This window comes from Streptomyces sp. MBT65 (genome assembly GCF_016612545.1).
GTDB lineage: Bacteria > Actinomycetota > Actinomycetes > Streptomycetales > Streptomycetaceae > Streptomyces.
The window spans coordinates 1-986 of sequence record NZ_JAENRY010000724.1 but is presented as its reverse complement, the minus strand read 5'-3'; the positions used below and the strand labels follow the sequence as shown (position 1 = coordinate 986).

Below are 986 nucleotides of genomic sequence, written 5' to 3'. Positions count from 1 at the left end.
CCCCAGACCCCCATCGGCCCCGAAAGGGCCTCGTCCTCAAACGCCGGACGGGCTGAGGAATGCCGGCCTGCGCTAAAAGTGATGCTGACCTGCGCTGCAAGCGATACCGACCCGCGCTGAAATCGATCTGGTAACCACCAGCGAATCCAGCCACCAGGGAATCCACGCATCACCGCAACAGCCGTCAACTCCCCGTCCCTCACGGGTTCCAGAAGACCGACGTGAACGTCCGGTCGAAGAGGCGAGCCGCGAGGTCCTCGCGTTGGATCGCCCAGTGGACGGACGCGCTCTCCCAGCCCTCCAGGTCCATGCCTGCCTGCCAGTCCGCGAGGAGGACCCAGTCCGAGGGGTCGGCCGAGACCGGACCGGGTCGGCGACCCGCCTCCGCCGCTTTTCCGGCGCGGTACGCGGCGGTGGCGAGCGGATCGGTGTGGATGGCCTCCTCCCAGGCGTATCCCCCGATCTGCAACGGACCCTGGGGGGAGATGGCGTTCTGGGTCGTCTCCCAGACCTGGGTCAGTTCCTCGGCGCGGGGATGTCCCAGGAGGGGGTCGCTGCCCGGCCTCCCGGTGGACTCGACCGCGTGGTGGTAGGGCAGCGAGACGCCGGGCGTCGCCCGCAGCGGGCCCTGGGGGAACGCCTCGAACATCGCCTCCTCGTCCTCGAAGTCGAAGGGGTTCCAGGCGTTCCGGTCCCGTTCCGTCACCGGCGTGCCGGCGGGGACGTACACCGCGCTGCCCCTCGTGTCGTAGTCGTCGGCGGTCTCGGGGAAGGCGAACAGCAGCAGGTGGCCGTCGGGCGGGAGGGGCAGGTCCGTCGCGTCGGCCGGCAGGGTTGCCAAGGCCGCCAAAGCCGCCAGGTCGATGGAGGCGACGAAGGGGTGGGCCGGGTCCGGGACCTCGGCCGGGAGCAGGAGCGGGCCGCCGAACCTGCCTACGCTCTGGCCGTTCCCCTCGCCCTTCCCCTCGCCCTTCTCCTCTCCGTCC

Annotated in this window: 1 protein-coding gene; it reads right to left on the bottom strand. The window is 70.7% G+C overall.

Going from position 1 to position 986, the window contains the following annotated elements:
* Window positions 1-199: 199 nt before the first annotated feature.
* On the bottom strand, window positions 200-986 hold a 787-nt coding region (locus JHN63_RS51805; RefSeq protein ID WP_200692044.1), incomplete at its 5' end, for a DUF1963 domain-containing protein.